The 24,549-nt window shown below is 66.3% G+C and carries 25 protein-coding genes and 1 riboswitch; of the genes, 14 read left to right on the top strand and 11 right to left on the bottom strand.

Going from position 1 to position 24,549, the window contains the following annotated elements; all coding sequences use genetic code 11:
• Positions 1-16: 16 nt before the first annotated feature.
• Complete coding sequence (locus DR843_RS02660; RefSeq protein ID WP_109683984.1) at positions 17-190, top strand: DUF6104 family protein; 174 nt, start codon at positions 17-19, stop codon at positions 188-190.
• A 20-nt stretch (positions 191-210) separates the two neighbouring features.
• On the top strand, positions 211-861 hold the full coding sequence (locus DR843_RS02655; RefSeq protein WP_245933956.1) for a GDSL-type esterase/lipase family protein: 651 nt from the start codon (positions 211-213) through the stop codon (positions 859-861).
• A gap of 5 nt (positions 862-866) precedes the next feature.
• Here DR843_RS02655 and DR843_RS02650 read toward each other — a convergent pair whose 3' ends face one another.
• From DR843_RS02650 to rfbB, 4 genes are all read right to left on the bottom strand, one after another.
• Positions 867-2,333, bottom strand: a complete 1,467-nt coding sequence (locus tag DR843_RS02650) for a sugar transferase (protein WP_170119728.1) — start codon at positions 2,331-2,333, stop codon at positions 867-869.
• 139 nt (positions 2,334-2,472) lie between these two features.
• Positions 2,473-3,633 carry a glycosyltransferase gene (locus DR843_RS02645; RefSeq protein ID WP_109683981.1) on the bottom strand — a complete coding sequence of 387 codons (1,161 nt, stop codon included), beginning with the start codon at positions 3,631-3,633 and terminating at the stop codon, positions 2,473-2,475.
• On the bottom strand, positions 3,630-4,490 hold the full coding sequence (gene rfbD, locus DR843_RS02640) for a dTDP-4-dehydrorhamnose reductase (RefSeq protein WP_109683980.1): 861 nt from the start codon (positions 4,488-4,490) through the stop codon (positions 3,630-3,632). Before rfbD ends, DR843_RS02645 begins: the two co-directional genes overlap by 4 nt.
• Positions 4,487-5,488, bottom strand: a complete 1,002-nt coding sequence (gene rfbB, locus DR843_RS02635; protein ID WP_109683979.1) for a dTDP-glucose 4,6-dehydratase — start codon at positions 5,486-5,488, stop codon at positions 4,487-4,489. Before rfbB ends, rfbD begins: the two co-directional genes overlap by 4 nt.
• Before the next feature lie 135 nt (positions 5,489-5,623).
• Here rfbB and DR843_RS02630 point away from each other — a divergent pair, with 135 nt between their 5' ends.
• The 3 genes from DR843_RS02630 (at position 5,624) to DR843_RS02620 (ending at position 8,221) form a co-directional block, all read left to right on the top strand.
• Entirely contained in the window at positions 5,624-6,574 is a 951-nt protein-coding gene (locus DR843_RS02630) for a glycosyltransferase family 2 protein (RefSeq protein WP_109683978.1), read from the top strand.
• Positions 6,575-6,740: 166 nt separating this feature from the next.
• Positions 6,741-7,625: a glucose-1-phosphate thymidylyltransferase RfbA gene (rfbA, locus tag DR843_RS02625; protein ID WP_109683977.1), complete on the top strand. Its 885-nt coding sequence runs from the start codon at positions 6,741-6,743 to the stop codon at positions 7,623-7,625.
• Positions 7,622-8,221, top strand: a complete 600-nt coding sequence (locus tag DR843_RS02620) for a dTDP-4-dehydrorhamnose 3,5-epimerase family protein (RefSeq protein ID WP_109683976.1) — start codon at positions 7,622-7,624, stop codon at positions 8,219-8,221. The genes rfbA and DR843_RS02620 overlap by 4 nt, the downstream gene beginning before the upstream one ends.
• Here the strand turns inward: DR843_RS02620 and DR843_RS02615 are convergent.
• From DR843_RS02615 to DR843_RS02605, 3 genes are read right to left on the bottom strand one after another with little or no spacing between them, the layout of a single operon-like run.
• Positions 8,207-8,671 carry a PTS sugar transporter subunit IIA gene (locus DR843_RS02615; protein WP_109683975.1) on the bottom strand — a complete coding sequence of 155 codons (465 nt, stop codon included), beginning with the start codon at positions 8,669-8,671 and terminating at the stop codon, positions 8,207-8,209. The two genes, DR843_RS02620 and DR843_RS02615, sit on opposite strands and share 15 nt — an antisense overlap.
• On the bottom strand, positions 8,668-8,898 hold the full coding sequence (locus DR843_RS02610) for a PTS sugar transporter subunit IIB (protein ID WP_109683974.1): 231 nt from the start codon (positions 8,896-8,898) through the stop codon (positions 8,668-8,670). The genes DR843_RS02615 and DR843_RS02610 overlap by 4 nt, the downstream gene beginning before the upstream one ends.
• 45 nt (positions 8,899-8,943) lie before the next feature.
• The gene (locus tag DR843_RS02605) at positions 8,944-9,942 is read right to left on the bottom strand and encodes an SIS domain-containing protein (RefSeq protein ID WP_245933955.1); all 999 of its coding nucleotides are present in this window, start codon (positions 9,940-9,942) and stop codon (positions 8,944-8,946) included.
• A 181-nt stretch (positions 9,943-10,123) separates the two neighbouring features.
• On the opposite strand from DR843_RS02605, the gene DR843_RS02600 reads away from it, so the two are divergent.
• From DR843_RS02600 to nagA, 3 genes are read left to right on the top strand one after another with little or no spacing between them, the layout of a single operon-like run.
• Positions 10,124-10,858, top strand: coding sequence for a GntR family transcriptional regulator (locus DR843_RS02600; RefSeq protein WP_211310173.1), 735 nt, complete (start codon positions 10,124-10,126; stop codon positions 10,856-10,858).
• Between the two features lie 10 nt (positions 10,859-10,868).
• Positions 10,869-12,134, top strand: a complete 1,266-nt coding sequence (locus DR843_RS02595; RefSeq protein WP_109683971.1) for a PTS transporter subunit EIIC — start codon at positions 10,869-10,871, stop codon at positions 12,132-12,134.
• On the top strand, positions 12,131-13,240 hold the full coding sequence (gene nagA / locus DR843_RS02590) for an N-acetylglucosamine-6-phosphate deacetylase (RefSeq protein WP_109683970.1): 1,110 nt from the start codon (positions 12,131-12,133) through the stop codon (positions 13,238-13,240). The genes DR843_RS02595 and nagA overlap by 4 nt, the downstream gene beginning before the upstream one ends.
• Here nagA and DR843_RS20750 read toward each other — a convergent pair whose 3' ends face one another.
• Positions 13,241-13,813: an acyltransferase gene (locus DR843_RS20750; protein ID WP_109683969.1), complete on the bottom strand. Its 573-nt coding sequence runs from the start codon at positions 13,811-13,813 to the stop codon at positions 13,241-13,243. It lies immediately after the preceding gene.
• Between the two features lie 41 nt (positions 13,814-13,854).
• Here DR843_RS20750 and DR843_RS02580 point away from each other — a divergent pair, with 41 nt between their 5' ends.
• Entirely contained in the window at positions 13,855-15,117 is a 1,263-nt protein-coding gene (locus tag DR843_RS02580) for a polysaccharide biosynthesis protein (protein ID WP_146202466.1), read from the top strand.
• Here DR843_RS02580 and DR843_RS02575 read toward each other — a convergent pair.
• From DR843_RS02575 to DR843_RS02565, 3 genes are read right to left on the bottom strand one after another with little or no spacing between them, the layout of a single operon-like run.
• Positions 15,098-16,294 carry an Nramp family divalent metal transporter gene (locus DR843_RS02575; RefSeq protein ID WP_109683967.1) on the bottom strand — a complete coding sequence of 399 codons (1,197 nt, stop codon included), beginning with the start codon at positions 16,292-16,294 and terminating at the stop codon, positions 15,098-15,100. The genes DR843_RS02580 and DR843_RS02575 overlap by 20 nt on opposite strands.
• Positions 16,291-17,274, bottom strand: coding sequence for a ribonucleotide-diphosphate reductase subunit beta (locus DR843_RS02570; protein WP_109683966.1), 984 nt, complete (start codon positions 17,272-17,274; stop codon positions 16,291-16,293). Before DR843_RS02570 ends, DR843_RS02575 begins: the two co-directional genes overlap by 4 nt.
• Positions 17,271-19,787: a ribonucleoside-diphosphate reductase subunit alpha gene (locus tag DR843_RS02565; protein WP_109683965.1), complete on the bottom strand. Its 2,517-nt coding sequence runs from the start codon at positions 19,785-19,787 to the stop codon at positions 17,271-17,273. Before DR843_RS02565 ends, DR843_RS02570 begins: the two co-directional genes overlap by 4 nt.
• 114 nt (positions 19,788-19,901) lie before the next feature.
• Positions 19,902-20,110, bottom strand: a riboswitch (cobalamin riboswitch).
• Between the two features lie 270 nt (positions 20,111-20,380).
• Between DR843_RS02565 and DR843_RS02560 the strand changes: the two genes are divergently transcribed.
• The 5 genes from DR843_RS02560 (at position 20,381) to DR843_RS02540 (ending at position 24,464) form a co-directional block, all read left to right on the top strand.
• Positions 20,381-21,205, top strand: coding sequence for an endonuclease domain-containing protein (locus DR843_RS02560; RefSeq protein WP_109683964.1), 825 nt, complete (start codon positions 20,381-20,383; stop codon positions 21,203-21,205).
• A gap of 236 nt (positions 21,206-21,441) precedes the next feature.
• Positions 21,442-22,362 carry an ABC transporter substrate-binding protein gene (locus DR843_RS02555; protein WP_109683963.1) on the top strand — a complete coding sequence of 307 codons (921 nt, stop codon included), beginning with the start codon at positions 21,442-21,444 and terminating at the stop codon, positions 22,360-22,362.
• Entirely contained in the window at positions 22,352-23,308 is a 957-nt protein-coding gene (locus DR843_RS02550) for an amino acid ABC transporter permease (protein ID WP_245933954.1), read from the top strand. Before DR843_RS02555 ends, DR843_RS02550 begins: the two co-directional genes overlap by 11 nt.
• Positions 23,308-24,144 (top strand): amino acid ABC transporter ATP-binding protein, encoded by an 837-nt coding sequence (locus tag DR843_RS02545; RefSeq protein ID WP_109683962.1) that lies wholly within the window; start codon positions 23,308-23,310, stop codon positions 24,142-24,144. The genes DR843_RS02550 and DR843_RS02545 overlap by 1 nt, the downstream gene beginning before the upstream one ends.
• A complete protein-coding gene (locus DR843_RS02540; protein WP_211310172.1) occupies positions 24,141-24,464 on the top strand; it encodes a S24 family peptidase in 324 nt (107 codons plus the stop codon). Before DR843_RS02545 ends, DR843_RS02540 begins: the two co-directional genes overlap by 4 nt.
• Positions 24,465-24,549 lie beyond the last annotated feature (85 nt).

The following is a 24,549-nucleotide window of genomic DNA, read 5'->3' as shown; positions in this document are numbered from 1 at the left end:
GCGATAGGTTCAGAACATGTACTTCACGGATCGTGGCATCGAGGAACTCGCTGCTCGCCGTGGCGAGGACGAGGTGAGCCTGGAATGGCTCGCGGAGCAACTGCGCACGTTCGTTGATCTCAACCCGGAGTTCGAGGTGCCCGTCGAACGCCTCGCATCCTGGCTCGCCCGACTCGACGATGATGAATGAACCCCTCGGAGGACCCTTCCGTGACTGACACCACTCACGAACCCGACTTCGCCCCGACCCGTCAGTTCGAGGTGGCCGGCGAGGATCGCCGTACCACCATCTGCTTCGTCGGTGATTCGTTGGTCGCCGGCTACGCCGACCCGAAGGCCCTCGGGTGGGTCGGACGGGTCCTGGCGCGCACGCCGCACCCCGGCGTCGACCTCAACGCCTACAACCTCGGTGTCGCCGGCGAGAACTCGACCGACTTGCTCGGCCGGTGGCAGGGCGAAACGGCCGTTCGGTGGCGCGATTCCAACGAGCGCCGACTGGTGGTCGGAGTCGGACTCAACGATCTGCGCGCAGGTCTGTCCACCGCGCGCTCACGGTTGAACCTGGCCAACATCCTCGACGACGCTTCCAGCAGCGCAGTCTCCACCTTCGTCGTGGGGCCGCCGCCCACTGTCGATCCCGAAACCAACGGGCGGCTGCAGACGCTGGTGGACGCGCAAGCCGACGTCTGCTCGCGCCGTCGGGTGACGTACGTCGACTGCTTCCGACCGCTGCTGCAGCACGAGCAGTGGAACGCCGACCTGGCTGCGACCGACGGCATTCACCCTGGCCAGGCCGGCTACGGGTTGATTGCGTGGTTGGTGCTGCACGCCGGCTGGCAGCACTGGCTGCAGCTGGACTGAACCGGTTAGTACGCGCCGTCCCGCATCAGGACAGCTCGCACCGTCTTGATCAGGATCAGAATGTCGCCGGCCAACGACCAGTTCTCGACGTAGTACAGATCCTTGCGGACCGTTTCCTCCCAGGTCAGGTTGGAGCGCCCGCCGACCTGCCACGGCCCGGTGATACCCGGCTTGACGTTCAGCCGCCGCTTGACGTGCGCCTCGTAGGACTCGACCTCCGATGGCAGCGGCGGCCGCGGGCCCACCAGCGACATGTCCCCGATCACCACGTTGAACAATTGCGGCAGCTCGTCCAGCGAGTACTTGCGCAAGAACGCGCCGACCCGGGTCACGCGGGGGTCGTCGCGCAACTTGAACAGCGCGCCGTGGCCCTCGTTGAGATCCTGCAGTTCGGCGAGACGATCCTCGGCGTCGACACACATCGAGCGGAATTTGATCATCTGGAACTTCGACCCGTTGACCCCGACTCGGGTCTGCCGGAAGAACACCGGGCCGGGGCTGTCGAACTTGATGACGACGGCGATCGCGAGCAGCAGCGGGGACAGGATGAGCAGTCCGGTGACCGATGCGACCAGATCGAAGGCCCGTTTCGCCGCGAAGCGCACACCGCTGTAGCGGGGCATCTCCACACTCATCAGGGGCAGACCCTCGATCGGCCGCCAGTGGATCCGCGGGCCGGCGACGTCGGTCATCCGGCTCGCCAGTGCGAGACTCAGCCCGCTGCCCTCCATGCTCCACGACAATTGCCGCAGGGAACCCCGGTCGACCCGCGACTGACCAGCAACGATGATCCCGCTGGCGCCCAGCGCCTTCGCCGAGGCCAGCGCCCCCTCCATCGCACCGATGTCGGGCACCACCTCGCCGTTGCTGAGCTCAAAGTCGTCGGCGCGCTCGGCGCCGGTCGCCACTCCGGCGACCCGGTACCCGGCGGCGGGGTGGCTGCCAACCCGCTGCGCGACGTACCGCACCTCTTGTGGGGCGCCGATGACCAAGACCGGGTCGACGAACCGGCCACGGCCCCGCTGCCGGTTCAACCGCATCCGGGCAACCGCTCGACCGACCAGAAGCAGGCACAGGCCCAGCGGCAGCGCGACGGCGAGGAAGCTACGCGAGATGTCCAGCTTGAAGACCATGGAGACGATGGCAAACAGACCGAACACTGAGAAGGTCGCTCGGATGACCCGGCGGAACTCCTCCGAGCCCAACGCCAGATATTCGGCGCGATAGGTCTGGGCCCCCCACAGGCTGACCATCCAGCACACGACCAGCGCGACGGAGACCCACAGGTAGTCCGAGGAACTCGGCGCGTGCTTGTCGGTCTGCCCGAAGCGCAGCACGAAGGCACAGGCCACCGCGATCGTGACGAGTACGGCATCCAAGGTGACGAGGCGGGCACGGACAACCGATCGCCAGGCAACCGGGGCCTTTACCTTCTCGGTTGCGAATACGCCGGCAACCGTGGCGGTCGACACTTGTGCCTCCACAACAGTCCTTTCCCAGACTTAGTTACGCAATCGTAAGTCCCAGACTCGAGCTCTGCGCCGAACTCGGCCGAATCAGTTCCATCCTCAGGAGTCGCGAGGCAACGCTGCCGGACGTGGCCTCGCGCAATTACGCGAACTCCGTCAGCGACTCCTTCTGCGAGTCCGTCGTGAGTTCTGCCCGCAGCAGCTGCTCGTACTGGGCCAGAACCGGCCCCCAGCTGTAGAAGTCTTCGGCCCTCGCACTGGCCTGTTTGGACATCTGCGCCCGTGTCTCGGGCTCGGCGAGGACCGCGGAGATCTCGCGGGCGATCGCTCCTGCCTCCGGGGGAACGAAGTGTCCGTCGGGTCCGAGCACCTCGCGGTTGAACACCGAGTCACGCGCAACGATCACCGCGCCACACGACATGGCCTGGACCAGGGAAGGATTGGTGCCACCCACCGAGTGCCCGTGGAAGTAGACGCCGGCGTTCGCCCACAGCCAGTTGAGGAAGTTGTCGTTCTTGACCTGGCCGAGCAAGTGCACGTTGGGACGCTCGGCACGCAGGGCGACCGCAGCGTTCCACAGCGGATTGGTCTCGTCACCGCCACCGACGATGACCACGTGCGCACTGGACGGCAGGTCCCGGGCTGCCTGCAGGAAGAGGTCAATGGAGTTCTCCGGGACCAACCGGGCTGCGACCATCACGTAGTTGCCCGGTTCCAGCCCGTCCAGCGCGGCCACCGGGGCGCTGTCCAGCATCGTCTCGTCGCATTCGCCCCCGTACGGGATGAAGGTCGACTCCCGCGCGAAGACCCGCTTCCAGTACGCCGCGATGTTCGTGGAGTCCGAGATCAACTGATCGGCCCAGCGCGCGGAAGCGCGGGCGCCGGCCAGGAACACTTGCTTTGCCTTGGGCCCCCACTTCTCGCGCTCCCATTCCAGACCGTCGACGTTCATGACAACGGGGATGCCGCGTGCTTTGAGCGCGGGCAGGAAGAAGCCGTTCGCGACGTTCATGACGAGTGCGACATCCGGCTTGCGTGCCGCCGCGGCAGTCGTGGAGGTCAGACCGTAGGACAGCGTGCTGAGCGAGGTGGTCTCCACGCCGGGGGTGAACCGAACGCGGATGCGCGGATCGGCCTCCGCGGGGACGGTCTGGCCGGGGCGGGAGTAGACCTCCACGTCCCACCCGTGCTCCCACAGGTACGGCGCGAGGTGGCGGACCAGCGTCTCGAACCCGCCGTAGTAGCTGGGGTAGCCGCGAGTGCCGATGATGGCGACTCGGGGGCGGCGCGTGGCGTCGGTCATCGCGCCCCCGCCAGGTCGGCCTGACCCAGGAAGCGCGATAGTGCGTTGTCCCACTCGGGTAGCGCAGTGACACCGGCGTCGGTCCACCGGTCATGCGACAGCACGCTGTACGCCGGGCGGGGCGTTGCGCTCGGATATGCGGCCAGCGTCGTGGGCAGGACCCGGTCCGCGTCGTGTCCCAGCCCGTGGAAGATCGCACGGGCGAATTCCCACACGGTCGTTGCGCCGCTGGACGTGCCGTGCCACACGCCGTAGGGCGCATCGGCGTCCACTAACCGGACAATCGCCTCAGCCAGGTCAATTGTCCACGTCGGTTGTATCCACTGATCATTCACAACCTGTACAGTGTCGCGCTCCTCGGCCAGCCGTGCCATCGTCTTGACCAAATTCGGTCCGTGCTCGCCGTAGAGATAGGCGGTGCGCACGACGTAGTGCCGCGCGCAGGTGGCGCGCACGGCCCACTCCCCCGCTGCCTTGGTCCGTCCGTACGCCGTGCGTGGAGCGATCGGCGCATCGACCGGTGCGGGCGTGCGGGCAGACCCGTCCAGGACGTAGTCGGTCGAGACCTGCACCAAAGTGCTCCCAGCGGTTTCGCACGCTGTGGCGAGGTTCGCAGCTCCGACCGCGTTGACCGTAAACGCCTCTGCCTCATGGGTTTCCGCCGCATCGACCGCTGTCCAAGCAGCCGCGTTGACGACGACATCGAAGCCGACCACCTGATCTGTCACCTGGGCGGGATCGGTGATGTCCAGATCGGTGTGCGACCACCCGGTGACGTCATGCGCGGTCGCCCGCAGGGTCGTCACGAGGTCGGTGCCGAGCATTCCGCTGGCACCGACGACCAGCCATCGCGTCACTGGTTGGCACCCGCTGTGGCGTACCGACGCTCGGTCACGTCTTTCTCCGGGCGCCACCAGGCCTCGTTGGACCGGTACCAGTCGATCGTGGCGGCCAGGCCGGATTCGAAGTCGGAGTACTGCGGCTGCCAACCCAACTCGGTGCGTAGCCGGGTCGAGTCAATGGCGTACCGCCGGTCGTGGCCGGGCCGGTCGACCACGTGCTCGAAGTCGTCGGGCTCCTTGCCCATGCCGGCCAGGATCAGCCGCACGACCTCGAGGTTGCTCTTCTCCCCGTCGGCGCCGATCAGATAGGTCTGGCCGATCTGGCCGCGCTCGATGATGGTCCACACCGCGCGGTTGTGATCATCGACGTGGATCCAGTCCCGCACGTTCAGTCCGTCGCCGTAGAGCTTGGGGCGTTGCCCGTCGAGAACGTTGGTGATCTGGCGCGGAATGAACTTCTCAACGTGCTGCCGCGGACCGTAGTTGTTCGAGCAGTTGGAGATCGTGGCGCGCACCCCGAACGAGCGCACCCACGCGCGAACCAACAGGTCGCTGGCGCCCTTGGTCGAGGAGTAGGGGCTGGAGGGGTTGTACGCCGTCTCCTCGGTGAACCGGGAGGGGTCGTCCAACTCCAGGTCGCCGTACACCTCGTCAGTGGAGATGTGGTGGTAGCGCACGTCGTGCGCGCGGACGGCTTCCAGCAGGTTGTAGGTGCCGACGACGTTGGTGGCGACAAACGGCCAAGGCTCCCGCAGGGAGTTGTCGTTGTGCGACTCCGCGGCGAAGTGCACGACCACGTCATGCTGAGCCACCAGGTCGTTGACCAGGTCGCGGTCGGCGATGTCGCCCTGCACGAACCGAATGTCATCCTGGACTCCCGCCAGGGACCGCAGCGTGCCGGCGTAGGTGAGTGCGTCCAGGACGGTGATCTGCACTTCTGGCAGGAGCTGCCGGGTCAGGTGGACGAAGTTGCTGCCGATGAACCCTGCGCCGCCGGTGACGAGCACGCGCATGCCAATTTCCCCTCGTGACGTGTTTGCGGCCCTGGCAAGAATACGGCACCCAAACCCGGCAAACTCCCTGTTCCGTGTGATATCGGCCGGACTGGCGGCATTCCTCAACCTCGTCGCCGTAGGCTGCACCACGACATGTCTGCAGAATCCCCCTTGACCCTCACCGTCGCCGTGCTCACGTTCCGACGCCCGGAGCAGTTGGCCGAGCTACTTCCCTTGCTGTTCGAGCAGACCGAGCGGCTGCGGGCTGCATATCCTGGGCGATTCGATGCGGGGGTGCTGGTCGTCGACAACGACCCCGCTTCCTCGGGCGCACCCGCCACTGAGAGCCACATCGATTGCACCGACCTGCGGTATGTGGTGGAGCCCCGCCCGGGCATCTCGGCTGCGCGCAACCGGGCACTGAGCGAGAGCGCGAATTCCGACCTCCTGGTCTTCATCGACGACGACGAGCGACCCAGCACCGACTGGCTGCCCCTCATGGTGGGTACCTGGCTCGACAGCGGGGCGGCCGCGGTCGCAGGGGCCGTGCAGTCGACCTTCGACCCGCCACTGGATCCGTGGATCGAGGCCGGCGGCTTCTTCACCCGGCGCCGGCTGCCCACCGGCACCATCGTTGAGGTTGCCGCGACCAACAACCTGCTGCTCGACCTGCGGCGGGTGCGCGAACTGGGGCTGACCTTCGATGAGGAGTTTGGGCTCACTGGCGGCGAGGACACGCTCTTCACCCAAGCCCTGACGGCGTCGGGAGCCACGATCGTTTGGTGCAACGAGGCTCTGGTCACCGACGTCGTGCCGACCGATCGAGCCACACGCAAGTGGGTGCTGCTGCGGTGGGTCAGCATGGGCAATTCGCAGGGACGAGTCCTGATCCACCTTGCGCCGAGCCGCCCAGAACGCACGCGCGCTCGCGTCAAGATGGGTGCCGGCGGCGTCGCGCGGATTATCGGCGGGGCTGCCGCCGCGACCGCCGGGATAGGAACGCGGAGTATGCAGCGCCGCGCAAGCGGTCTACGCACGGCCGCGCGTGGAGCAGGAATGACCAGTGCGGCCGCGGGATACGTATACCAGGAATACCGGAGATGAAACCGGCCGCTGCGACAGCACCATGGCCGCGTATCGCGCACCTCGATACACTCGACCTGTACGGATGCGAGGCCGGAATTCACCTCCGCCAGAATCCCGCTCGGCCTGAGCAGCAGTGGCGGCGATCGCGCCGCCAGCCACTCGGCGTACCCGTAGGCTCTGGGCCATGAAGGGGATCATCCTGGCTGGTGGTTCGGGCACCCGGTTGCACCCGATCACCCGTGGAATCAGCAAGCAACTCATGCCGATCTACGACAAACCGATGATCTACTACCCGCTGTCGACGCTGCTCACCGCGGGGATCCGCGAGGTACTGATCATCACGACGCCGCACGACGCCGACCAGTTCCAGCGGTTGCTCGGTGACGGCGCCGAGTGGGGCATCGATCTGAAGTACGCAGTGCAGGCCTCGCCCGACGGCCTCGGGCAAGCCTTCCTGATCGGCGCCGACTTCATCGGCTCCGACAGCGTGGCGTTGGTGCTCGGCGACAACATCTTCTACGGGCCCGGCCTGGGCACCGCGCTGGCAGCCAACCGCACGGTGACGGGGGGCAACATCTTCGCCTACCGCGTCGCCGACCCGACGGCGTACGGCGTGGTCGAGTTCGACCCGGAAGGCAAGGTGCTCTCGATCGAGGAGAAACCGGCCGAACCACGCAGCCGGTACGCCGTGCCCGGGCTCTACTTCTACGACAACGACGTGGTCTCCATCGCCCAACACCTACGACCGTCCGAACGCGGCGAACTGGAGATCACCGGCATCAACGACGCCTACCTGCAACGCGGCGATCTGACGGTCACCGTGCTGCCGCGCGGCACCGCCTGGTTCGACACCGGCACGTTCCAGGGCATGATGGCGGCCGCCCAGTTCGTCCAGGCGATCGAGGAACGCCAGGGCGACAAGATCGGCTGCGTCGAAGAGGTCTGCTGGCGCAACGGCTGGCTGTCGGACGAGCAGCTGGCTGACCTGGCCCGGCCCCTGGTCAAAAGCGGATACGGACAGTACTTACTGCAGTTGTTGGAGGAGGAGCACGAGGTGGTGTCGTCGTGAAGATCGAGCCCTTGCCGATCGAGGGCGCGCTGGTGGTGACCCCCCGGCAGTTCCCCGACGACCGGGGCGTCTTCCTGGAAGGGTTCCGCGGCGATCTGCTCACCGAGCACCTGGGGCACCGCCCGGACGTCGTGCAGACCAACATCTCGGTGTCCAGCCGCGGAACCGTCCGCGGGGTGCACTTCGCCGACGTACCGCCCGGGCAGGCCAAGTACGTCACCGCGGTCTCCGGGTCCCTGATCGACTACATCGTCGATATCCGGGTCGGCTCACCGACCTTCGGGCAATGGACTGCCGTTCACCTGGACACCATCGAGCGCCGGGCGGTGTACGTCGGTGAGGGCCTCGGGCACGCCTTCTGCGCCCTCGAGGACAACACGACCGCCGTGTATCTGTGCACCGCGGCCTACAACCCCGGACGCGAGCACGGGATCCATCCGCTGGATCCCCAACTCGCGATCACCTTCCCCGAGGGCATCGAGCCGCTGCTGTCGCCCAAAGATGCAGCCGCCCCGACGCTGCGCGAAGCCCAGTCATCGGGGTTGCTGCCTACGTACGAGCAATATCTGGCGTTCGTGGAATCAGTCGCCGACTGACTCGAACAACGCCTCCCCGGCGGTCACGTCGCGGGCTGGGCCCGCGTCCACCGAGCCGGCCGGGCGATCGAGCAGGACGACCGGGACAGTGCGCAGCATTCCGGCTGTCTCTCCCTCGCCGGTGATGTCGGCCGGATTCCAGCGGACCATGGGGTCGCCCGCCGCCACCGTGTCGCCCTGGGCCGCCAGCACCTCGAAGCCTTTACCCTCCAACTTCACGGTGTTGATGCCCAGGTGCACCAGGACGCCCAGCTTCTCCTGGGCGTTGAGGACGACAAACGCGTGCGGGTGGACCTTGACGATCGTGCCGGAGATCGGCGAGACGACGGTGGCGGGCTCCAGGGTCGGCTCGATCGCCACCCCCGGACCCACCATCTCGCCGGCGAAGACTGGATCGTCGACCTGCGTGATCGGGATGACCCGACCCGCACATGGCGCCAGCAGCTTCACATCAGGTCCTCGATGTCGTCGGCCAGGGTGTCGGCCTCCGGCCCGACGACGACCTGCACGACGTTGCCCGAGATCACGACACCGTGCGCCCCGGCCGCCTTCAGCGCCGCCTCGTTGACCAGCGAGCCGTCTTCGACCTCAGTGCGAAGTCGGGTGATGCACGGCTCGATCTCGACGATGTTCTCGGCGCCACCGAGGCCGGCCAGGATGTCTTCTGCTTTTCCCATGATGTTGCTCCTTCTGGATCGAAACTCGGGTTCGGAATGTGGGGATCAGTCTGGGTCCGTGGTGGTCACTTTGGCCAGACCTCGCGGATTGTCCGGATCCAACCCCAGCGACAGCGCCAGGGACTCCACGACCAACTGCGCGGGAACGATGGAGGCGATCGGCGACAGCGCTTCGGTCAGTCGCGGGCCGCCGACGGCCACGTCAACCGCATCTGCGAACTGCGCCGTGCCGCCGATTCCGACGGTGGTGGCGCCGCGCTGGTCCAGGTCCTGCGCCAACTCGATCATCGGCGTACTCATCGGGCCATCGGCCGCGGACACCAGCACGGCCGACATGCCCCCGGTCACCACCGAGATCGGGCCGTGCCGCAGATCGGCGTAGGAGTACCCGCGCACCGGGCGCAAGCAGGTCTCCTCCAACTTCAGCGCTGTCTCCAGCGCGGTACCCATCAACAGGCCGCGCCCGGACACCACGGCGTACGCCGAATCCTTCAGCGCCGCAACGGCTTCGGTCACGCCCGAACGCTCGGCGAGTAACCGCTCGATCTCACCGGGCACGGTCGCCAACTCATCGTCGTACGCCGATGGGTCACCTGACAGCGCCGTCCCCAGGACCGCCATCGCGACCGTCTGGGAGACGTAGGTCTTGGTCGCCGGGACTGCCAACTCGGGTCCGGCCTGGGTGAGCAGTCCCAGGTCGGCGTCGGCGAGGAGCGGCGAATCCGGAACGTTCGCCACCGCGATGGTCGCGGCGCCGCACTCCTTGGCCCATTGCTGGGTCTGCACGATCTCCTCGGTCTGCCCTGACTGGGAGACACTCACGACCAGCGCGTGCGCCAGATCGAGTTTCGCGCCGTAGTGCGTGGCCACACTCGGCGACACAAGGCCGGCCAGCACCCCGGAGTGTGTCTCCAGCAGATACCGCCCGTAGATCGCGGCGTTGTCACTGCTGCCGCGCGCCACGAAGAGCACCTGCTCGCGCCCGGCGTACGCCTCGGCGATTCTGTCCCGTAGCGGGATCAACGCATCCAGCGTGTCCCGCACAGCCTGTGGCTGTTGGGCAATTTCTCGACCCATCTGGGTCTCGCGCGTATCTCCCACGTCCGGTGGCCTCCGCTCGTTTCTTGACGCATTCCGCCGCTAGCAGCATGATATGCGAACTGGTCCGGACCAGACCGTACCAGTGAAGGACCAGTCTCGACCAGTCTCACGAGGGGAGGAATCCGTGCCAACTCGCCACATCACCGACGGCCCCGAACCGAAGTACGCGCAGCTACGGGAAGCACTCACCGTGATGGCCACCCGCGAACTCCGACCGGATGACGCCCTGCCTTCCGAGCGCGAGTTGATGCGCCGGTACGCCGTGTCCCGCTCCACCGTCCGGCGGGCCATCGAGAGCCTCACCGCCGACGGACTGCTGCACCGCATCCACGGCAAGGGCACGTTCGTCGCCCGGCCCCGGTTGGAGTCCGACCTGCATCTGGCGTCCTTCAGCCAGGACATGGCCCGACGGGGTTTCGCTCCGTCCACCGCCATCCTCACCCTCGAAATCGACTCGCCCCCAATGGAAGTCGCGAAGGATCTCGACCTACCCCGGCACGGGCGGGCCTGGCGACTCGAGCGCATCCGGTTCGCCGATGAGGTACCGATCGCCTTGGAGGACGGGTGGTATCCCGCGCACCTGGTGCCCGACCTCGACCAACGGGACCTGACCGGCTCGCTCTACGAAGTGCTGGCCAACGACTACGACCTGGTCATCGATCACGCCGAGCAGACGCTCTGGGGCGAGCCCGCCGACCCACCGACCGCGCGCCGCCTGAAGACTCCGTCCAACGCCGCGCTGTTGGTCTTCCAACGCATCAGCAGCGCATCCGGCATCCCGGTCGAGTACGTCGTCTCCCGCTACCGCGGCGACCGCTACTCCATCCACATGAGCCTTGATCAACCCAACCCATCCTGAAGGAGCATTCATGAGCACCGCTGACATACCGGCCGATTCGCCACCGGCCAGCAAGAAGAAGCGCTTCAACCTGGCACCCATCCAGAAGTTCGGCCGCAGCCTGATGCTGCCGATCGCCGCTCTGCCGGTGGCCGGCCTGATGCTCCGGTTGGGTCAGCCCGACCTGCTGGGCACGGACGGTCTGGGCTGGGACAAGGTGGCCGCGATCGTCGGCGCCGCCGGTAGCGCCCTGTTCAACAACCTGCCGCTGCTGTTCGCGGTCGGTATCGCCATCGGCATGGCCAAGAAGGCCGATGGTTCGACCGCGTTGGCCGCTGTCGTCGGCTACCTGGTTTTCAAGAGCGTCGGGGACGCCATGTCGCCGTACATCCTCGGTGAGCCCAAAGAGGGCGCGACCCAGGAATTGATCAACTTCGGCGTCCTGGGCGGCATCATCGCCGGTCTGGTCTCGGCGTACCTGTGGCAGAAGTACCACCGGATCAAACTGCCGCCTTACCTGGCGTTCTTCGGTGGCCGACGCTTCGTGCCGATCATCACCGCCTTCGCGATGTTGATCATTTCGGTCCTGATGTCCTTCATCTACCACCCGTTCAACACCGGCCTGACCGACCTGGGCAACTGGGTCGCGGAGAACGACGTCGTTGGTGGTTTCGTCTACGGCACCGCGAACCGACTGCTCATCCCGCTCGGTCTGCACCACATCCTGAACAACCCGCCGTGGTTCATCTTCGGCTCCTACACCCCGCACGGAACCGGCGTCCCGGTGCACGGCGACATCGCCCGGTTCCTGTCCGGTGACCCGACCGCTGGAGCGTTCATGACCGGCTTCTTCCCGATCATGATGTTCGCGCTGCCCGCCGCGGCCCTGGCGATCTACCAGGAGGCGAAGTTCAAGCACAAGAAGGCCGTCGGCGGTGTGATGCTCTCGGTGGGTCTGACGGCCTTCCTGACCGGTGTCACCGAACCGCTGGAGTTCGCCTTCATGTTCGTGGCGTGGCCGCTCTACGTGATCCACGCGGTCCTGACCGGCACCTCCCTGGCGCTGGTCAACGCCCTCGGCATCAAGGACGGATTCTCCTTCAGCGCAGGCCTATTCGACTATGTGCTGAACTTCAACATCGCCACGAAACCGTTGCTGTTGATACCCATCGGCCTGGCCTACGCGGTGGTGTATTACTTCCTGTTCCGGTTCGTCATCCGCAAGATGAACCTGAAGACGCCTGGCCGCGAGGACGACGACGAGGCCTCGATGGCCGAAGCGGACACCAGCGCGTGATCGTCACCGCCCCCCTCGTTCTCACCCCGGCGCGGGCTCTCGCGCCGGGGTGGGTCGAGGTCTCCGGCGACTCGATCGCCCGCGTCGGTGCGGGTACGCCGCCCGGTCCGGTCGACGTACCTCTCACCGGCACCCTCGTCCCCGGCTTCGTGGACACCCACGTACACGGCGGCGGCGGGGCCTCCTTCGACGCAGGGACCGCGGCCGCCGCGGTGACGGTGACCGACGCGCATCTCGCGCACGGCACGACCTCGATGATCGCCTCGTTGGTCACGATGTCCCACGAGGACATGGACCGGGCCGTGCAGGAGCTGGCGTCGCTCGTGGCCGACGGCCGCCTGGCCGGGATCCACCTCGAAGGTCCGTGGCTGTCGCCGCTGCATCGCGGTGCGCACGACCCGACGCTGTTGGAGAACCCCACGCCGGAACGCATTGCGAAGGTGTTGGAACGCGGCGACGGGACGATCCGGATGGTCACGATCGCCCCGGAGCTGCCCGGTGGGTTCGAAGCCGTTGCGCAACTGGCCACCGCGGGAGTTGTCGCTGCCGTCGGACACACCGACGCGACGTACGAGCAAGCCGCCCGGGCCCTCGCCAGTGGGGCGACCGCGGGCACCCACCTCTTCAACGCGATGACTCCGCTGAACCATCGCGCGCCGGGCGCCGTTGGCGCACTGTTGGATTCGGATGCGGTAGTGGAGTTGATCTGCGACGGGGTGCACCTGCACCCGGCCACGATCCGCATCGCCACTGATCTCGCGCAGGACCGGTTCGTGTTGGTGACCGACGCGATGGCCGCGGCCGCGAGCGCCGACGGTGACTACCGGTTGGGGCCACTGGACGTCTTCGTCCGCGATGGGGTCGCTCGGTTGGCGGACGGGACGATCGCTGGCTCGACCCTGACGATGGCTCGGGCGGTGCAGTTCTGCGTGACCGTCGTCGGACTCCCGCTGGAGGTCGTGCTGCCGGCGGCCACCTCGCGCGCTGCCGAGCACCTTGGCCTGGCCCGGGTTGGCTCGATCGAACCGGGCTACTTCGCCGACTTAGTCGAACTAGGCGACGACCTAGGGGTCACGCGCGTCATGCGCCGTGGAGCCTGGATCTGATCACAGGAAGTACATGGCGTCGCCGTTGTGCAACGAGTAGTTGCGCTGCACGGGTCGCTGCCGGATTGGTTTCGCCGGGATTCCCGCAACGACCGTCCACGGCGGCACGTCCTTGCTGACGACGGCGCCGGCAGCAACCACTGCGCCTTCGCCGATGGTGACGCCCGGCAGGATGATGGTGGACGGGCCGATCACGGCGAAGTCCTCGACGGTGATCGGCGCACCCTCGGCGTGGAAATCGTCGGCCCGGTAGTCGTGTTGCATCGTCCAGAACGACGCGTCCGACGACACCGAGACGGTGCGCCCGATGGTGATCCCTTGACGCCCGTCGAGGATGGACCACAACCCGATCACGCTGCCCGAGCCGACCCTGATACCGGATCCGTTGCGGATCTCGCGCCAGCGATAGACCAGGGCGTCCGGCGCGATCTGGACGCCCAGGACATGCCGGGCGATCGCCGTACGCGCACTGCGCACTGGTAGTCGACCAGTAGCCTCCCCAGCGAGGAACAGTGCACCCTCGACACCGAGTCGAGCCGGGCGCACCGACTTGATCACGTCCTTGACCGACATGATCGCGAGACTAGCCGACGCTAGTACGGCACAATCGGCGCTTGAGCGAGGGGAACGGCGTGGAGCGGGTGCGGCAGATGCGGCAGATGCTGCTGTATGTGCTCATCCCCGCAGCAGGGTTTCTCTCCCCGCTACTGGTCATCCCGGCGATCACCGCACGGTTCGGGTCGTCAGGGTGGACGTCGATGGCGCTGGCCCAGGCGCTCGGCGGCGCAGCAGCGGTGGCTGGGCAGATGGGTTGGGGCGTCGCCGGACCGCAGCAGGTCGCTGGTCTCGACGATGCCGGTCGTCTCGAGCAGTACCGGCTCTCGCTGACCTCCCGGCCGCTTGCCGTCGTGCCAGCCGCCGTTGCCGTCGGCCTGGGCACGTATTTCTTGGTTGATCATGCGCCGCTGGCGGCCGGCATTCTCGCGGCCGGGACCGCGGCTCAGGCGATGACTCCGCAGTGGTTCTTCGTGGGCATCGGTCGACCGCTGGCGGTGCTGTGGAGCGAGTCGCTGCCCAAGATCCTGCTCGCGATCGCCTCAGCGGTCGCCCTTCGGGCTGGGGCACCCTTCATCACCTTCAGCCTGCTGACCTGTTTGTCGGTGCCGCTCATGCTGCTTGCGGCGCGATTGATCCTCGGCCGAGCATCGGTGCCGACAGCGGTGGACTGGCGGCTCGCCCCCGGGGTGGCCCGCAGTCAGCTGGTGATGGGGTCAGGACTGTTGTTCAACGTGCTCTACATCGGGCTTCCGGTCTCGATCGTGCAACTGGTCGCGCCCACGGCTACACCGGTGTTCGCGGCGACCGAGCGGCTGATGCGGATGGGTGCATCGATCCTGCACGCCGTGCCCGCGCGGTTGCAGAGTTGGGTGGGCAGCGCCGACCCGAACGACCGGGATCGCCGGGTGCGCACCGCCGCACGCATCTGTGCCAGCGTCGGCCTGATCAGTGGCATCGGGTACGCCGCGTTGGCACCGACCGTGTCCCGATTGGTGTTCAGCGGTCAGGTCGACATCCCCTATCCGGTGGCCGCGGCGTCCGGCCTCCTGCTGGCGATCATCTGCACCACGATGGGTCTTGGTCTTGCCATGGTGGCGACGGGCCAGGCGAATCTGATCACGGCTGCGACGATCCCGGCCGCTGTCATCGCCCTGGGCGCCGTCGGGCCTATGGCCCGCTGGCACGGCCCCTCCGGTGCGGTGATCGCAGAGATCGCCGCGGAGGCCACGGGCGTAGCCATTCAGTGGTTCCTGCTGCGGAGGTACGTCGAGCGCCGCGGTCAGCACACAGCGGGTCGGGTCACAGACCGGTCAGGGTGACCAGCACCAGGGCAACGTTGAGCACCCCGATGGCCGCCACGATCGCCCACGCGCAGACCCTCATGACGCGATCGTTGACTCGCTCCCCCATCAGCTGCCGGTCGCAGGTCAGCCGCACCAACGGCACCAGGGCAGCCAGGATGCCCAGTGACAGGACCATCTGCGAGGCCAGCAGGCCGGTCACCGGCGGGATGTGGAGGGCGATCAGCACGAGGGCGGGCAGGAGGGTCAGGATCCGTCGCAGGTACGGCGAGATGCGGCGATGGAGCAACCCCGCCATGATCGTCTCCCCCGCCGCCGTGCCCACGGCGGTGGAGGTCAGCCCGGACAGCAGCAGTGCGACGAGGAACGCGGTCGTGGCACCCTGCCCCAACCGGGCGGTGATCGCCCCGGCGACAGCGGCGAAGTCGTCGTCCGTCTGACCCTGCAAGGCGCCGGCACCGAAGAGCAGCATTGCGACATTCACCGTACCGGCGAGGACCATCGCCCGTCCCACCTGCCTCTTCAATTCCGCTGTCGGCTGGGGGCATTCAGCACTCAAGCCCGAATGAAGATAGATCGCATGCGGCATGATCGTGGCTCCGACGATGGCCGCGGCAACCATCACCTGCTGCCCGGATCCCAGCGTGGGGATGAACCCGGCAGCAGCGTCCGCCATCGCCGGCGGTGCGATCGCCGTGCCGAGCAGGAATGCGGCACCGATGAGCACCAACGACCCTGCGGCCAGAGCTTCCAGCGCCCGTGCCCCGAGCCGGTCGCGGCAGAGCAGGATCAGGAGTCCTAGCGCGCCGGCCGCCAGCGCCGCCGGCAACATCGGCAGCCCGAACAACAGGTGCAAGGCCACGGCCGCACCGATGACCTCCGCCAGATCCGTTGCCACCGCGACGATTTCGGCTTGAGCCCAGTAGGCCAGCCGTGCTCTGGCACCGAGGCGTTCGCGCATCAACTCCGGCAGCGATCGGCCGGTCGCGCCACCCAACTTCGCCGACAGGTACTGCATCGGCGCGGCCACTGCGCTCGCCAGGACGACGACCCACAGCAGGGCATATCCGAACCGAGCCCCCGCAGAGGTGTTGGCCGCGATGTTGCCCGGGTCGACGTACGCAATGGCGGCGACGAACGCCGGGCCGAGGGTGAGGCTGCCCCTGCGCACGAGGCGCAGGGGCAGCACACTCATGAGCCGGCCTTAGCGTCCACCTCGTAGCTGGTGTTGATCGACTCGAAGAAGTTGACCAACTGCAGGGTGTCGTTCGCGGTCGCCATCCACTTGGCGGGATTGCTGACGCCCCAATGGGGTTCGAAGCCCAACTCCTCCAACCGGCGGTCCGCCAGGTACTGCACGTAGGTGTTGATGTAGTCCGCGTTCAGACCGAGGATGCCGCGCGGCAACAAATCCCGGTTGTAGGCCGACTCCATCTCCACCGCATCCAGGATCATCGCCCGGATCTCGTCGGCGAACTCCTGCGTCTGCAGGTCGGGATTCTCCTCCAGCACCGTCAGGATCAGGTTGATCCCGAACTTGAGGTGCAACGACTCGTCCCGCACGATCCAGTCGATGAGGGAGCCGAAGTTGCGCAGGAGGTTTCGCTGCCGGAAGCTCAGCGCCACCATGAAGCCGCTGTAGAACCAAATCCCCTCCAGCACAACGTTGTACGCCACCAGATTGCGCACGAAGTCCCGCTTGCCCTCGGTGGTGGTGATGTCCAGCTGGGTGCTCGCCATCCGCTCGATGAACTTCACCTCGAAGGCTTCCTTGGCGGCCATCGAAGGGATGTCGACATGCGCGCTGTAGGCCTCGTCGCGGTCGATCGGGAAGGTCTCCAGCACGTACTCGAACGCCATGCAGTGGTTGGCCTCCTCCCACATCTGCTTGGCCAGGTAGAGGTGCCCCTCCGGCGCGTTGATGTAGGGGTAGACCCCGAAGGCCAACGCCTTGTTGACCAGCAACTCGTTGGGATTGAAGTAGCTCATCAGGAAGGTGACCGCGTGCCGCTCCTCGGCGGTCATCCGCTCGAAGTCGGCCAGGTCCTCCCCCAGTTGCACCTCATGCGGGAACCACGTGTTGGCCACTGCCTGGTTATAGAGGTCGTAGGCCCACTGGTAGCGAATCGGCTTGAGTAGCAGACCATCCTGGATACCGGTGCCGAGAATCGTCATTGGCATGCCTCACAGTTCAAGAGTTCCTGGGGGTCGGTCGGGCAGACCAGACCTTCGATGATTTCCGGTACGTCGATCGCTGGCTTCTCCTCGATCGTCACCTCCCGCGGTGACGGGACGGGTGCCTTCTCGGGAGCGGTCTTCTTGGCGAAGCCGAACCCGCCGCCACTGCGGCCACTGGCCTGCGCCTTGTTGACCTTCACGGTCGATTGCTCAGCGGTGTGCCGCGGCTTCATGTGCAGGTAGTAGGTCGTCTTCACACCCTTGCGCCACGCATCGATGTAGAGGTCGGCCATCGCACCCACGTCCCGGGACTCCAGGTAGATGTTGCGACTGATCGCCTGGTCGATCCACTTCTGCGCCCTGGAGGCAATGACCAGATAGGCGTCCGGCGGCAGTTGGAACGACGTCTGGTAGGTCTCCAGCAGGTCCTCGGGGATGCCGGGCACCGCTGACAAGTCGCCTTGCGCCCGGAGCAACTCCTCCCGCACCTGCTCCCACAGTCCGCGCTCCTGCAGGGCAGCCACGAGGTTGCGGTTGACTTCGAGAAACTTCCCGGCCGAGGTCGCGCGCGAAAACAGTTGGGAGAACTGCGGATCCAGCCCCGGGGTGGTCCCGGCGACCAACCCGATGGACGCGGTGGGTGCGATGGCCATCAGGGTCGCGTTGCGGATGCCACCCTTCACTTTGGTGCGCAGCGCGTCCCAGTCCAGGCGCGCCGTACGGTCGACTTCGACCTCGACGCCGCGGCGCCGCTCGAGCACGTCGAGGGTGTCGTACGGGACCAGCCCCTTGGACCAGCCGGATCCCTCGAAGTTGGCGTAGGCACCCCGCTCGGCAGCCAGATCACACGACGTGTCGATGGCGTGCCAGGAGATGAACTCGGTCACTTGGTCGATGAGGTCAGCAGCCTCCGGACTGGCGTAAGACAGGCCCAGCCGCTCGACGACATCGGTGAAGCCCATCAGACCCAGACCGATCGCGCGGTTCTTACTGTTGGAGTGCTCGGACTGGTGGACCGACGACTTGGTGATGTCGATGAGGTTGTCCAGCTGCCGCACCGCCAGGCGCGTGGACTCGGCCAGGCGGTCCCAATCCCATTGGCCGTCAACCAGGTGCCGTGACAGGTTGATCGAGGCAAGGTTGCACACCGAGACGTTGTCGCGGTCCTGCGGCAAGGTGATTTCGGTGCACAGGTTGCTCAGGTGGATGGTGCCGGTGTTGTCGTTGAGCGCCCGCTGGTTGATGGTGTCCTTCCAGGTCAGCCACGGGTGCGAGGTCGTCTGCAGGGAAACCAGGATGGCCTTCCACTGCTCCCTGGCCCGCACCTTCCGATACGACCGCAGACCGCCGCGCTCGGCGAGGGCCACGTACTCGGCGTACCGCCGGGAGAAGTCATCGCCGACCAACTCGACCAGGTCGGGGGTTTCCAGCGGGTCGAAGAGGTACCAATCGTCATCGGCGACAACCCGCTTCATGAACTCGTCGCTGATCCACACGGCTGTGTTGGCCGTGCGGGTGCGACGGTACGGGTCGCCGGCGTTCTGCCGCAGGTCGAGGAACTGCGGGAAGTCCAGGTGCCAGTTCTCCATGTAGAAGCACAGCGCACCGAACTTCTTGCCACCCCGGGACACCGCACGCAGGATCGAGTCGATGGTGTGCATGAACGGGATCGGCCCGGTCGATGCGGTGTTGTTGGACCGGATCGGGCTGCCCTCGCTGCGTAGCTTGGTGACCGAAAGGCCAATGCCACCAGTGCCTTTGGTCAACCACATGACGTCGCGCATTGAGGTGGCGATGTGCTCGATGTCGTCATCCATCTGCATCACGAAGCAGTTGGACAGCTGCGGGGTCTGCGTGCCGGCGTTGACCAGCGTCGAGCCGGCCGCGAGGTAGTCCAGCGAGGCCATCTTGCGGTAGAAGCCGATCGCGGCTTTGGTGGGCTCGGTCTCGCCCACCGACAGACCCATCGCGACCCGCATCCAGAAGTAGGCGGGCACCTCGATCGGGTTCCGGCGTGCGTCGGTGGCCATGTAGCGATTGCGCAGGGTGACGATGCCGATGTAGCGCAGACCTTCGTCGAGTTGCGGATCGAGGGCTGCCGCGAGGTCTTCGAGGTCATAGGTGCTCGCAAGGCGCTTGTCGAAGAGTCCGTCCTCGACGCCTTCGCGGATGTACCCGGGGAAGCGGGCCTGGTGCAGCAGCGCCAACTCGGTCGTCGTCTCGAAGTCGCCGAGGACCTTCTTGTAGATGGTTTTCAGCAGCAACCGGCTGGCGATGACGTCGAAGTCCGGGTCGTCCTTGACGTTCTGCACCGCGACGTTGATCGCGGCCTCGTCGAGTTGTTGGGTGGTGATCCCGTCGAAGAGCGTGATCGCCAGCTCCGAGGCGATCTGCATGGTCTTGGCCATCGCGTCCGGCAGACCGGCGGCCGCCCGCTCGATGGCCCGGTTGATGCGATCGGCGTCGTACGGCTCACGAGTGCCGTCGCGTTTGGTCACGTGAAGTGTCACTGCTGCGTTCCTTCCCTCGAAGTCCGCTCACGGGCGGGGAAGGGGGAGGTAGCGCGCAGCGATCGACGTACCTGCCCGGCTCGTCCCACGAAAGCCGCAAGCACCCCGCCGCAGGCTGCGGCAGGGGCAATGGCAGGTCTTCGGACTCGTGACTGTGCGGCTCTCACCGCGCCTACCGGCCGTCGCTTCCCAGGTGGCTCACCCAGTGCTGATGACGGCTTTCGTCCTCACTTACCGCTGCGGGGCAGTGCCGGAATCTCACCGGCTTCCCTCTTGCCCCTCCCCGGTGTTCGCCAGGGAGGACCACTGCGTGCGCCACACTATCTAGGGGTTGCTTCGCTGACAACCCCTAGATGCTGTGTTCCGGCGTGTCGAATCACATGAATGTCATTTCCGCAGGTCAGCGCCCGGCCGCCCTGCCACTCTGCCCCGCCACCTTCCCCTCACCGATTTTGAGGATTTAGACGTTGCTGAGGATGCTGCGCGCCCAGAAGTCCTCAGGAACCTCACTGTCCTCAGAATCGTCGAGCGGTTATCCACACATCTGCTTCGGCGGCCGCGCGTCAACCAGCACATTCCGCAACCGTGTCCGGATGACCATCGTTGAAGTAACGCGACGCGCCGGCGGCATCGTCCCCACCCGCGCATTACGGGCGGCCGGATTCAGTGATCACGCGATCCGACAGGCCCTCGCGACGCGACAGATCTACCGTGTGCGCAAAGGTTGGGTCGCAACGCGTGACGTCGACCCGGCCGTCATCCGAGCGGTCCGCGCCCGCGGCGTGTTGACCTGCCTGAGCGAGGCGATTCGACGGGGCTTGTGGGCAATCGACGACGGTCAGATTCACATCGCGGCGAGGAAGCACGCCGGTGGCATCAAGTCCACAGGTTGCGTCGTCCACTGGGCCGAGCCAGCAATTCCGCGACATCCCGACGTCGCTGCGGACTCACTGGAAAACTGCCTGCTACTCGTTGCCGACTGCCAACCCCATGAGCGCGCAGTCGTAATCTGGGAGTCGGCGATGAACAAGGCCCTCGTCACCGCTGAGTCGATGGGGCGGCTGCCGTTGAGTCGGCGCGCTCGCGCCGTGCTTGCAACAGCGGCGCCGTGGTCGGACTCCGGCCTGGAGTCGATCGCGATGACCCGGTTGAGATTCCTGGATGTGCGGATCCTGCAGCAGATAGTCATCGCAGGACGTCCGGTGGATCTGCTGATCGGCGACCGCCTCGTCGTCCAGATCGACGGCGGGCATCACGTGGGACCACAGCGCGACAAGGACATTGCGCACGATGCGCTGCTGATCACCATGGGGTACGTCGTGATTCGCGTCAGCTATGACCAGGTCGTCAATCACTGGCCGGAAGTGCAGCACCGCATCATGCAGGCCGTGGCCCAAGGGGTACACCTCGCCGCCTGAGACCGGGCCAATTTTGAGGATGGCGAGCTTTCTGAGGACGCACAGAGCAGCGGCGTCCTCAGAAACGTCGGAATCCTCAAAATCGTCGGGAGGGGGCTGGGATTGGGGTGAAAGCTCGCCGGGAAGGTGTTACGGGCAGGTCACAAACCCGCGCGGCGACCCTCCCCCGGCACCGCAGGATGCCAGGATCAGGGAACGACCGTCACGGTCGATGTGCCGATTTTCAAGGAGCAGCAATGCGCAGCATCACCAAAGCCTCGGGTCTGGGCGCCATCACGGCGGTCGCGCTCATGACCGCACTGTCCGCATGTGGGTCTGACAGCCTCAACACGGGCAGCACCGGCTCGGCCTCGCCCACCGGCAGCGTGACCACCGGCGGTGCGGACTCCAGCCTTGCCGCGATGGTTCCTGCGGACATCAAGGCCAAGGGCACGCTGACCATCGGGTCCGACGCCAGTTACGCGCCCAACGAATACCTCGAGGGCGGCACGACCGTCGTCGGTATGGACGTCGACCTGTTCAACGCCGCCCTGGCCAAGTTGGGCCTGAAGGGCACCTGGCAGAACGCCAACTTCGACACCTTGATCCTCGGCGTGACCTCCGGCAAGTACGACGCCGCCGCGTCCTCCTTCACCATCAACGCCGACCGGATGAAGCAGGTCAACATGATCAGCTACTTCTCCGCCGGCAGCCAGTGGGTCACCGCCAAGGGCAACCCCAACAAGGTGGATCCGGACAACGCGTGCGGCCTCACCGTCGGTGTGCAGAAGGGCACCGTGCAGGTCGATGACCTGACGGCGCGCAGCAAGAAGTGCACCGAATCCGGCAAGGAAGCCATCACCCAGGTCGTCGAGCAGGACCAGTCGAAGGTCACCGCGGACCTGATCAGCGGCAAGGTTCAGGCGATGGTCGCCGACTCCCCCGTCGCGCTCTACGCGGTGAAGCAGACCGGTGACAAGCTCGAGGCCGTTGGCAAGATCTACGACTCGGCCCCCTACGGCATCGTGGTCGCCAAGGACCAGACCGACTTCGCCAAGGCCATCGCGGCTGCCTTCACCGCAATGGAGAAGGACGGCAGCTACAAGCAGATCCTGGCCAAGTGGGGCCAGGAGTCGGGTGCGATCACGACCTTCGAGGTCAACCCCAGTGTCGGTTGATCCACGGACGACGACGGACCGGCCGGGCGAAATCAACGCCCGGCCGGTCCGGCATCCCTGGCGCTGGGTAGCACTGGCGATCATCGCCGTCCTCGTGGCGATGATGATCTCCTCCTTCGTCACCAACCCCCGATGGGATTGGGGCTTCGTCGGCACGGTGATGAACTACAAGCCGGTCCTGCAGGGTCTGGTCCAGGGCACCATCGTCGGCACCATCGGCGCCATGATCATCGGCATCATCGGCGGCGTGATCCTGGCGATCATGCGCCTGTCGGAGAACCCGGTGCTGCGCGGCGTTGCGTTCGTCTACACCTGGTTCTTCCGGGCGATTCCCCGACTGGTGCTGTTGGTCATGCTCGGCGCCGGTGTTGCGGTGCTCTACCCGAAGTTGGACATCGGTTTTCCCTTCGCCCAGCAGATCCTCGGCCTGGACAACGCGCTGATGATCGGCACCATCAACGTCAGCAAACTGTCCAACGGGATCATCGTGGGCATCATCGGCCTGGGCCTGTCCGAGGCGGCCTACATGGCCGAAATCGCCCGGGCTGGAATCCAATCGGTCGACCCCGGCCAGGCCGAAGCAGCGAAGGCCCTCGGTATGAGCAGCGGTAAAGCGATGCGCCGGATCATCCTGCCGCAGGCGATGCGGGTCATCGTGCCGCCGACCGGCAACGAGACCATCGCCATGGTCAAGGACACCTCGCTGCTGTCCGCGGTTCCGGTGACCATGGAGTTGTGGTTCCAGGTCGAACAGGTCGCGAACCAGACCTACCGCATCGTCCCCGCGTTCGTCGCCGGTGTGATCTGGTACCTGATCATCTGTTCCATCCTGATGGTCGGCCAGTCCTACCTGGAGCGCTACTTCGGCCGCGGTTTCGGCACCGGCCCGGCAGCGGGCGCCAAGAAGAGTCGGCTTCGCCTCAACTTCATCGGAGGTGACCACTGATGAGCACGACAACCCCCGGTAAGCCCCTGGTCCACGCCCTCAACGTGACCAAGTCCTTCCACAGCACCCAGGTGCTCAAGGGCATCGACATCGACGTCCACTCCGGTGAAGTGGTCTGCCTGCTCGGCCCGTCCGGTTCCGGCAAAACGACCTTCCTGCGCTGCATCAACCAGTTGGAGACCATCAACGGTGGCCGTATCTGGGTCGATGGCGAACTCATGGGGTACGACGATCGCGACGGCACGCTGTACCGCCTGAGCGACAAGCGAATTGCCCAGCAACGCGGCGAGATCGGCATGGTCTTCCAGCGCTTCAACCTGTTCCCGCACAAGACGGCGTTGCAGAACGTCGCCGAGGGCCCGATCCAGGTGCAGAAGCGCTCCAAGGCCGAAGCCCTGAAGGAAGCCCGCGAGCTGCTGGACCGGGTCGGCCTGGCCGAACGCGCCGACCACTACCCGGCGCAGTTGTCCGGTGGTCAGCAGCAGCGCGTCGCGATCGCCCGCGCCCTGGCGATGAAACCGAAGCTGATGCTCTTCGACGAACCCACCTCCGCACTGGACCCCGAATTGGTCGGCGAAGTGCTGGACGTGATGCGCGAATTGGCCGAGGCGGGCATGACGATGATCGTGGTCACCCACGAGATCTCGTTCGCCCGCGACGTCGCCGACCGGGTGGTCTTCATGGACGGCGGCGTCGTCGTCGAGGAAGGCCCGTCCAAAGAGGTCATCGCCCGCCCGCAGCACGAGCGGACCAAGACCTTCCTGCGGCGCATCCTGGCCGAACAGCACGAGAGCGCGGTGCCGCAGGTGCCGGTGGCCGATCCCGCCGACGGGTGAGTCTGCCGTTCGGGATCGCCATCGTGCGGGGCAGCTCCATGGAGCCGACGTACGTCGAGGGCGACCGTCTGGTGGTGCGCTACAGCCGGCGTGTGCACCAGGGCCGGCCCCACGTCGTACGTCTACCGAAGGGACCGGACGGTCCCCGGCCGGTTGCCGTCAAGCGGATCACCCGTCGTACTGCTGACGGCTGGTGGCTCAGCTCGGACAATCCGAGCGGCACCGACTCACGGCAGTTCGGTGCCGTCGGCCCGGACGCGGTGCTGGCAGTCGTGCTGTTCCGGCTACCACGACGGTTGCCGCGACGCGGTCGCACCTGACCCCACGGAGTAGGTGCGCCTTCCAGCGCGCCCCGCCCCCGGAGTAGTTTCGACGTAGCGGACCCGCCCGATCGGAGTCCCGCCT

The sequence above is a fragment of the Branchiibius hedensis genome (genome assembly GCF_900108585.1).
GTDB classification, from domain to species: domain Bacteria; phylum Actinomycetota; class Actinomycetes; order Actinomycetales; family Dermatophilaceae; genus Branchiibius; species Branchiibius hedensis.
This window is presented reverse-complemented; position numbering and strand designations above follow the sequence as displayed.

Bases quoted from the DNA above. Each gene is read 5' to 3' on its own strand.
- DR843_RS02660 (WP_109683984.1), top strand. From the start codon at position 17: ATGTACTTCACGGATCGTGGCATCGAGGAACTCGCTGCTCGCCGTGGC.
- DR843_RS02645 (WP_109683981.1), bottom strand. From the start codon at position 3,633: ATGACCGACGCCACGCGCCGCCCCCGAGTCGCCATCATCGGCACTCGC.
- rfbB (WP_109683979.1), bottom strand. From the start codon at position 5,488: ATGCGCGTGCTCGTCACCGGCGGCGCAGGGTTCATCGGCAGCAACTTC.
- DR843_RS02630 (WP_109683978.1), top strand. From the start codon at position 5,624: ATGTCTGCAGAATCCCCCTTGACCCTCACCGTCGCCGTGCTCACGTTC.
- rfbA (WP_109683977.1), top strand. From the start codon at position 6,741: ATGAAGGGGATCATCCTGGCTGGTGGTTCGGGCACCCGGTTGCACCCG.
- DR843_RS02610 (WP_109683974.1), bottom strand. From the start codon at position 8,898: ATGGGAAAAGCAGAAGACATCCTGGCCGGCCTCGGTGGCGCCGAGAAC.
- DR843_RS02595 (WP_109683971.1), top strand. From the start codon at position 10,869: ATGAGCACCGCTGACATACCGGCCGATTCGCCACCGGCCAGCAAGAAG.
- DR843_RS20750 (WP_109683969.1), bottom strand. From the start codon at position 13,813: ATGTCGGTCAAGGACGTGATCAAGTCGGTGCGCCCGGCTCGACTCGGT.
- DR843_RS02575 (WP_109683967.1), bottom strand. From the start codon at position 16,294: ATGAGTGTGCTGCCCCTGCGCCTCGTGCGCAGGGGCAGCCTCACCCTC.
- DR843_RS02570 (WP_109683966.1), bottom strand. From the start codon at position 17,274: ATGACGATTCTCGGCACCGGTATCCAGGATGGTCTGCTACTCAAGCCG.
- DR843_RS02560 (WP_109683964.1), top strand. From the start codon at position 20,381: ATGACCATCGTTGAAGTAACGCGACGCGCCGGCGGCATCGTCCCCACC.
- DR843_RS02555 (WP_109683963.1), top strand. From the start codon at position 21,442: ATGCGCAGCATCACCAAAGCCTCGGGTCTGGGCGCCATCACGGCGGTC.
- DR843_RS02545 (WP_109683962.1), top strand. From the start codon at position 23,308: ATGAGCACGACAACCCCCGGTAAGCCCCTGGTCCACGCCCTCAACGTG.